This window comes from Shuttleworthella sp. MSX8B, assembly GCF_000524295.1.
Classification (GTDB): domain Bacteria; phylum Bacillota; class Clostridia; order Lachnospirales; family Lachnospiraceae; genus Shuttleworthia; species Shuttleworthia satelles.
Map to the genome: position 1 here is coordinate 89,702 of NZ_JAQT01000022.1, position 8,736 is coordinate 98,437.

General features: G+C 43.9%; 9 protein-coding genes and 1 pseudogene. All 10 read left to right on the forward strand.

The window, feature by feature from the left end; translation table 11 throughout:
- Positions 1 to 41 precede the first annotated feature (41 nt).
- Positions 42 to 254, forward strand: a pseudogene (locus tag HMPREF1508_RS06090) (hypothetical protein); the annotation flags it as partial.
- Positions 255 to 543: 289 nt separating this feature from the next.
- Positions 544 to 1,563 carry a hypothetical protein gene (locus tag HMPREF1508_RS06095; RefSeq protein WP_044960355.1) on the forward strand — a complete coding sequence of 340 codons (1,020 nt, stop codon included), beginning with the start codon at positions 544 to 546 and terminating at the stop codon, positions 1,561 to 1,563.
- A gap of 214 nt (positions 1,564 to 1,777) precedes the next feature.
- Positions 1,778 to 3,376, forward strand: coding sequence for a class I SAM-dependent RNA methyltransferase (locus tag HMPREF1508_RS06100; protein ID WP_044960357.1), 1,599 nt, complete (start codon positions 1,778 to 1,780; stop codon positions 3,374 to 3,376).
- Between the two features lie 407 nt (positions 3,377 to 3,783).
- Positions 3,784 to 4,092, forward strand: coding sequence for an ORF6N domain-containing protein (locus HMPREF1508_RS10565; protein ID WP_242834514.1), 309 nt, complete (start codon positions 3,784 to 3,786; stop codon positions 4,090 to 4,092).
- Between the two features lie 17 nt (positions 4,093 to 4,109).
- Entirely contained in the window at positions 4,110 to 4,406 is a 297-nt protein-coding gene (locus tag HMPREF1508_RS10570; protein ID WP_242834515.1) for a hypothetical protein, read from the forward strand.
- Between the two features lie 9 nt (positions 4,407 to 4,415).
- Entirely contained in the window at positions 4,416 to 5,375 is a 960-nt protein-coding gene (locus tag HMPREF1508_RS06115) for a hypothetical protein (protein ID WP_242834516.1), read from the forward strand.
- A 177-nt stretch (positions 5,376 to 5,552) separates the two neighbouring features.
- Positions 5,553 to 6,041, forward strand: coding sequence for an ATP-binding protein (locus HMPREF1508_RS06120; RefSeq protein ID WP_044960360.1), 489 nt, complete (start codon positions 5,553 to 5,555; stop codon positions 6,039 to 6,041).
- Between the two features lie 954 nt (positions 6,042 to 6,995).
- Positions 6,996 to 7,766 carry an HAD family hydrolase gene (locus HMPREF1508_RS06130; RefSeq protein WP_044960364.1) on the forward strand — a complete coding sequence of 257 codons (771 nt, stop codon included), beginning with the start codon at positions 6,996 to 6,998 and terminating at the stop codon, positions 7,764 to 7,766.
- Between the two features lie 246 nt (positions 7,767 to 8,012).
- Complete coding sequence (locus HMPREF1508_RS06135; RefSeq protein ID WP_044960366.1) at positions 8,013 to 8,399, forward strand: hypothetical protein; 387 nt, start codon at positions 8,013 to 8,015, stop codon at positions 8,397 to 8,399.
- A gap of 96 nt (positions 8,400 to 8,495) precedes the next feature.
- On the forward strand, positions 8,496 to 8,736 hold a 241-nt coding region (locus tag HMPREF1508_RS06140; protein ID WP_044960368.1), incomplete at its 3' end, for a PLP-dependent transferase.

Genomic DNA, 8,736 nt, shown 5'->3' on the forward strand with positions numbered 1-8,736 from the left:
AGAAGGCATTTAAGACTCTGTTTGGTTTGACCGCATTAGCAGCTCTTGTTGCCGGTGTCGGTTATGCAGTGTATAAGTATTTCAAGCCCGATTATGAAGAAGAGTTCATGGATGACATCGATGATGAGTTCGATGACGATGATTTCTTCGAGGATGAGGACAGCGAGGAGTTCGCCGCCAAGAATGATGCTGATGAGAAGCTCGAGAAGGAGGCAGAAGAGGAACTCAAGGATGAGAGCAGCTTCGCTGACTGATCCGACTTTGATTTGTGACAGTGGAATGTCGGCACCAAAATCCCTGCGGAGCCTGCATTCCGATGTATACTATCTGTAAGCTCACAGGGCAGGGCGTGTGAGAAACGGATCACAGTATATGTTATACTGAGGGATTTCCGATCCATGGGATGGGAAATCCTTTTTCCATGTTAATAAGGGGCGAATTCGGTGCATGAGCAGGATGAGGACCCGATGACGATCGGTCAGGAAAGATTTGACCTGCGGCCAAGGACAAGGAAGCGCGCGAACACCGGAGGAGGGGGAAAAGATGGATGCAAGAAGTGTCTTGATCGCCAGCTATGTAGGTCTGGCCCTTTTTTATATCGCCATTTATCTGTTTTTAGTCTACCAGATGAAACGAAAACGGGCGGATGGAACGAGGGCGATTGATGACGCGGTCAATGACCAGACAAAGACAGGAAGACCATCGGTTGCGGAGATCCTGATCTACGGGGGAATGATTGTCATCGCAGGTCTCATCATCTACGATGCCGTCTATCGGGGGGGAGATAAACTCTCCTATATCGGCAGGGCGGTGATCATTCCGATTGCCGTCTCCATCTTCAATGCGAGAAAGAGAACAGGCCGTTCTCTGATGGCTCTTCTGGCCGCTTTCTTTATAGTCTTTTACTTTATGCTGCTCTTTTTCTTTATTGGTCTGCCTCCCAAGGCGCCGGGACTTAAGATCAATCAGACACAGATTGTCATGGACCAGACGACGGCAGAGGATCTGCACACGGAGGGCTATGACATCTACTGCAGACGGAAAAATGCGGGCAGAGCCGAGTACCGGGACTATCTGACCAGTGGGGATTATCAGAGATATGCCTGGGATCAAAGCCGTACGATCCCCAGGGGATATGAGCACAGAGATATTGATGGGGCTTATCCGGATTACCTGCTGGTTAAAAACGGCCAGATTATCGGGAGTCTGATTTTCTATGCGGGCAGGAAAGAGGATAAGATTCTGGAGAACAGCACAGTAATCGGTTTTGGCATTGAAGAAGACGGAAGTCAGTCTGATCGAGAGAAGGGCCTGCAGATTGAACTTGAGGGGATTAATCTGATGCGGTCTTTGGATCAGGGAGAACTGGCTCGTGTTTTCGGGAAGAAGCTATGGCTTCAGCCCGGTGACCGCAAGAATGCCGATGTTACGAGTTTGGTCTATGGAATACAGTGGACTTGCAGGTCCGATAATTTCTTTTTCAATAATTTTTACTCTTATATCCGTTTTGATGAGTTGAATTTTATGACCAGATTCGAGCTTCTGACCGATCCGGTTCGATAAGATAAGAAGAAGGCAAACGCTGAATTTCACTTTTTCAGCAGGAACAGGCCGGTATCTTCGTCAGAGAGCATAGCCTCATTTGTGTTTTTCTGAGCGTTCTTTGATGCAGGAGGGATGCCTGTTTCAGCAAAATCCTCCGGAAGGATCCGTTCAAAGAAGCCATGGATTATAGAAGACAATGGTATTTTGTGTTTGTGTGTAAGAGGATTGCGCAGTGAAGAGAGGACAGGAAGCAGAGGGAATCGTAAGGAGAGTCGATTTTCCCAATAAGGGGCAGGTGGAGCTGGCAGAGTCTGAGGAGTCCGTTGGCCAGGGGGTAAAGCCCAGCCGCATGGTAACTGTGAAGCATGTTCTCCCCGGGCAGAAGATCCGCCTTCGCCTTAAGAAAGCCGGCCGCAGCAAGAGGCAGGGAATTCTGCTTGAAGTTCTAAAGAAGGCTCCCAACGAGTTAGAGCAGGCGGCCTGCCCGCATTTTGCAGGGTGTGGGGGCTGCAGCTATCAGAATCTGCCTTATGAGGATCAGCGGAAGCTCAAGGAGGATCAGATACGGCATCTGATGCAGCCTCTTTTCGGAGAGGGAGTCGATCGGATTTTCGAGGGGGTGACAGCTTCACCGGCCCGTCAGGAATATCGTAATAAGATGGAATTCTCCTTTGGAGATCAAACAAAGGGAGGCCAGCTGGCACTGGGGATGCACAAGCGGGGATCCTTCTATGATATTGTTACCGTAGACCGGTGTCGTATCATCAGCCAGGATATGCGGGATCTTCTGCGTTTGACTCTGGATTTCTTTACGGAGAGGAGACTGGGTTTTTACCACAAGATACACCATGAAGGCTACCTGCGTCACCTTTTGGTTCGCCGGGCGCAGAGAACCGGTATGCTGATGGTCGATCTTGTGACTTCAACAGACCGGGTTGATCGGGAGGGCAGGCCTTTCACAGAAGAGGAGGAGAAGAAGCTGCTTGGTGACTGGAAGCAGCTTTTGCTCGGTCACAACTGGGATGATGAACTGGCGGGCATCCTACACACAAAAAATGATTCTATGGCGGATGCCATAGAAGACCAGGGGACGGAGCTTCTCTATGGCAGAGATTTCCTGACGGAAGAGATCCTGGGCCTGCGCTTTGACATTACACCATTCTCCTTCTTTCAGACCAATTCGCTTGGGGCGGAAGTTCTCTATGAAACAGTGAGAGAATTTATCGGCGGGAACGAAAGGGGAAGGGAGAATATCGACTTGTCGACGGTTCTGAGCCTCCCGGAGGGGGCAGATGAAGAGCAGGAACAAAGTCACTCCGACGGCAAAGCGAAGAAGCGAGACCATTTTGACGGTCAGAAGAAGAATCGAAATAACCTTGACTGCATTGAAGGAAAGACCGTCTTTGACTTATACTCCGGTACCGGAACCATCGCCCAGATTCTGGCTCCGGCAGCAGGTCATGTGATTGGAGTTGAGATTGTAGAAGAAGCGGTTGCGGCCGCCAGGGCCAATGCGAAGAAAAACGGCCTTGATAACTGCGAGTTTATTGCCGGTGATGTCTTAAAGGTCATTGACGATATTGAGGACAAGCCGGACTTCATTGTCCTGGATCCCCCCAGGGACGGAATTCACCCCAAGGCTCTGGATAAAATCATCGACTATGGAGTTGAATCCATGATCTACATCTCCTGCAAGCCAACCAGCCTAGTAAGAGATCTGGAGATTCTCATGGCCAGAGGCTATGAGGTTCGGCGGATGCGGGGGGTGGATATGTTTCCGGCGACGGGGCATGTGGAGACGGTGTGTTTGATGTCAAGGGTTAAGGAGTGAAGTAGTCGGAAACAACTGAATTGCGGGCTTTTTAAAGAATATTAGCCTTTGTATAGATCAGTTCCGGAAAAAAGGCAATCGCTCTATCAGAACTGATCCAACATACATCCAATCCTATACTTCCTAAGGTTGGGACTGGCAGATATATGTCAGAGACTCGAGGCTGTGAGTTAGATGTCATGAATTTGAGTATAGGAGATGGATGTCAACATTAAATTTAAGTTTACAGCAAAAGAGCAGGTATCGCATGAAGAATTCACTTCTCATGCAGCACCTGTTTTTTGTTTTCTGACGGTGATAGCAATCTCAGATATGAACGTGATTTTGATATGGTCTGAGTGTAATTCTGATTTTGATGTTGGAAGTTCTGGGGGAATATGGTATAGCCTTCTTGAGGTCGCAGCCGTTTGAGGTCGCAATTTGCGACCTCAAGTGAATATGGTGGGCGCAGATATCTTCCATATGCTTTTACAGAACAAGGTATAGCAATGCTGTCAGCAGTTTTAAACAGCGATACCGCAGTGGAAGTAAGCATTCGTATTATGAATTCGTTTGTGGCGATGCGACGGTTTATTGCAAGCAATGGTTTGATGTTTGAGCACCTTAATGCTATAGAATTGAGGCAGATTGAATATCAAAAAAAGACTGATGAGCGGTTTGACGAGGTATTTGAATATATTTCTGGCCATTCGGAACCAGAGCAAAAAAAGAAATAGTGCTTGTTGACGGGTACGTGGATCTGGGAACACTGAATATCCTGGCAAAGAAACAGAAAGGCATAAAAGTTGATCTCTATACTTTCAAAAATACAAAGCTTACAAAAGGGGATATTGATAAATTTAATGCGCAATATCCTGACCTCACATTGAACTATATGAACATTTTCCATGATCGATTTATCATCCTTGACAAGAAAGAAGGATATCTGATAGGAGCATCACTTAAAGATGCAGGGAAGAAATGCTTTGGAGTTACCAAACTACAGGATTCTGATACAATAAAAGGCATTCTTGAAAGGCTGAAAAAGTAATTTGAGTAGATGACAAAGAAGCAATCGCTATATGATGTGAGCAAATTTGAATTTTGTGGAGGAAGGTTTATGGGAACTTGGAATGCGACCATTTTTGGTAACGATACTTCGTGTGATACAAAAGATGAATTCTTTGAAAGATATAATCAAGGCGAAGAGCCGAACGATATCAAGAATGATTTGATGTTGGATATAGATGATGAGGATAGATTTGACGTGATGTTCAGTCTGGCGTATTGCATGTGGGAAACAGGCAGTTTAGGTGATGATTTTCTTATTGAGGTGAAACAAGCGATTCAAAGTGGAGAGGATCTATACATCGCAAAAGGACTTGGTGCGGATGATGTTTTTTTGAAGGAAAGAAAGCTTGCTTTGACAAAATTTTTAGAGAAAATCAGTGTGAAAAAGCCCAGACCGAAAAAACGAGTTGCTCCACCTGTTCCTGTAGAGAGCAAGTACAGAAATGGAGCGGTTATGGTCTTTCAATATCAAGACGGTATGTGGGGGAGTTTAATTGCATTAAACGGAAAATTTTTCGATAAAGAAACTCATTATGCTTTTGTGCAAACGACCGTGAAGACGATAGATAAACCTACTATGAATGATGTACTTAAGTCATACATCATAGATCACAATTTTCATAATGCCGAACAGAACTCCGATCCATGGCGTGCTAAGTTCTATTATTGCTTTAACAACTGTATCGCTCAATATCTGACCGCAAGATCAACCAAGAAATTTGAACCATACAATGATTCTTTCTTTGAGATTATAGGATATTTATCAGACTGGGGAGAATGTAATTCCGGAATTTATAATCATTTTGAGTATGATAAAAAAGTGGTGGAGTTCCAATTGCATGCTAAAAAAATGTTGACAGCGGTATATGATAAAGAATCAGATAAGCACACAGAAATGACAGTGGAAGAAATTGAAAAGGAGTTTGTTAGTCGCGAGGATATAAGATGATGAAATAAATCCCAGTTTGTAGGTATGCATGCACGTCAACTGTTGAAACCGCCGTGTACCGAACGGTACGCACGGTGGTGTGAGAGGACGGCGGCTAATCACCGCCTCCTACTCGATTGAAAATTATTCCCAACTTTATTCCCAATGCATTAGCTACAGAACTTCCGACTGCATTTAATGATATCAGTCTTTTCCGACAGGATAGAAATATTGTCGAGAGGGACGATTCCTCCTGCTCAAACGGTGGAAGGATTTTATCTTGGTGAATCTGTTCCAGTAAACGAGAAGCTTTCCGAAATATTCCTTCAATTGCATATCAGTGAGAAGTCAGGACGAGGTGTACCGAAAATTACTGAGGTTTATGGCAAGGATGCTTTTACCTTTAGGGAAAACTCAATCGTTGTAACGATTCCCTTCACTCGTGTTGGTGATCAGCAGGTTGGTAATAAAGTTGTGAATGATGTTGGGAATAAAAAACCGCTCAATGCCAGAAGAAAGAAAATTATCGCCGAGATGCGGGATAACCCCAATGTGACGACAGCTGAGCTTCATAAAATGCTTGGGATAAGCGAGACGGCAGTAGAAAACAATATTACTTTCCTGAAGGCAAATGGATATGTAGAACGTGTAGGCGCAAAGAAAAACGGATACTGGAAGGTGCTTTGATGTGAAAATTACTGGTCGCCAATATTGATAATATCATTACTGTGTGAAACGAATCTTAGATGTTGTCCGAGAAGTAAAAGTGCTGAAGATTAGTGAGGTCGATTGCAAAACGAACTTCCAGTTTGAAGCAGTGACTTCCAGCACCCCCCCTTCTGCATCTGCTTGCAGACAACTTTAATATAGATGAGCACATGTTCCCCAAAACGATCTTGGGAGTTGAGAAATGATATGATAAATTATAGGTGCGGACGAATTTAAGAAGGTCCGGCATAGATGCTGCATAGAATAGATGATTGCAAACAGTTGCGGATAAAAATAATGGCATCGTTCGTCCTGTGCAGAGATATTTGATTTGTTGGTATAGAGGTCGAGCGTGTTAACTTATAAATTCAAATCAGGAACGTCAAAATCTGACATGATCATGGGATTAGGGCTTCCGGCAATTGTTGGGATGCCGGCTTTGATAACATACCTCATCTTGTTTTACACAAGAGGGAATATGTTTTCGGAACACAGACTGTCAGGGCTTATTGCGTTTTTACCGGGATTATTTGTGACATGTTTTCTTATGAAAAGAATGCGAAATCACCTGGTGAAAGACTATATAGTTGAACTTGTCGGTGCCGATATTAAGATTTGGGAGAATGGAAGGCAAATTGTGTCCGGACCGATTTTGCATTGCAGAATGAATACCGTCCGGGACAGGGTGATTAGAATAGATATATTTTCTGATGTTGGCAAGATATCTTTTCGAGCCAGACCAAAAGAGTATAGGACAATCAACGGATTTTCATCGTTCAATCCCTTTGGTACAAGCAGTTCAAGCGACATGGAAACTTTATTATCACTGGGCATGAAAATACGGAGCGCTGTCTGATGGTCTGTCGGCAATCTGCTATGATAGGAAGGCATGGAGGGAGGAGAGACGCATAGGGATATCCCGGAAGGAAACAGATGAAAACATATATATTTGACTTGTATGGAACTTTGATTGATATTCATACCGAATTACAGAATGATAAGATATGGAAAACACTATCAGATATGTATGCATGCTATGGCGCCATCTATACACCGGAAGAGTTCAAACAAGCATATTTGAAGTTTGATCAAGAGGAATGGGAACGTGTTGAAGCGATTCATCCCGGCACATATGTTGATATTCAGTTTAAAAATGTATTTCAACGTCTGTATGATGAAGCTCCTAGGCGCGAAGGAGACCGATTGGCAATCCGGGATTTTGATACATGGCTTTTATTTGTAGAGACAGAGTTCAGACGTCTGACAAGAGTTCGCTGCAAACCATATAAAAATACAGTACGTGCGTTGCAAATGTTGAAGGAAGAGGGAAATCAAGTGATCTTACTGTCCAATGCCCAGCGTTCCTTCGTCATAGTCGAGATGGGAATCTGTGGATTGACACCGTATTTTGATGATATGTATATCTCTGCTGATTATGGAATGCGTAAGCCGGAGAAGGCGTTTATGCAAAAATTGCTTGATGACAATGCGTTGAATGCAAGTAATTGTGTCATGATTGGCAATGAGGTTGCCAGTGATATGCAGGTTGCGGCATCTTGTGGCATTCCCGGTGTATTATTGAATACAGCTCATCGCAAGGAAAAAGAGATTCAAAAAGAACTGAAAGAAATAGAGCGGGAGTACCCAGAGTTTCAGTATCAAATTATTCTCTCGGGAGATATTTTAGAAATCGCAGGGAAATAAGTTATGCCAAAACGGTTGACAGAGACGGTATTTTACGAGCTTTGTCTACAGCCATTCCATGATATAAATGGCGACAGTATGGGGGAGCAGATATGATTCAAAAGATACAAGCGGTATCACAGAACCGGATGAGGAGTTGTTAATAAGATTAGAAGAGCATCGATAACGTTAGACGATAGTCGGAATATAACACAGCGACGAGAGAAGAAATAAATCCAGGTTTACAGGGACAAAAAGAGGAGACGAATGGATAAGCTGATTGGTTTTTTGAAAAATAAAATAAGGGAGAGAAGTTCATTAGAGGAAATCGTCAATGTATTTGAGCGGATGTGCAGCATACCGCTTGAGGAGGATATGATTTTGTTTGAAACAGGAACATTTACATCCTTTGCAGATGCGTCCATGTTTCAAATTTCCCTAGTCAGACAATTTCCAAATGAAGATGAAGAATTTTATCAAGTCCATGTCGATATTTTCTATGAAACGGATGATGAGAATAAAAAGATGAGTGAGTCAATATGGGATGAGGATTTAAGCGAAAATATATTTGACTATATTCGAAATTCAAAAGCCTTTGCCTACGCCAAAAGCAAAGAATATCGTAAGGTAAAAATATGGTGTGATGAAACATAGATGGGTAACCCCGCTTTATCGGAACAGGAAGCCGGCTCCTTCGCTTGACAGGGCAAGAAGAAGGAGTATATGTATTGGGATAAGGAGGAAACGTGAATGGAAAATTATCATATCAATACAATCTGTGTACAGGGAGGCTATGAGCCGAAAAATGGAGAACCCAGGGTCCTTCCCATTGTGCAGTCGACAACTTACAAGTACGAGTCGTCGAAGCAGATGGGTGACCTCTTTGACTTAAAGGAGTCGGGGTATTTCTATACAAGGCTTGCCAATCCGACAAATGATGCGGTTGCGGACAAGATCTGCAAGCTGGAAGGCGGAGTGGCGGCCATTTTAA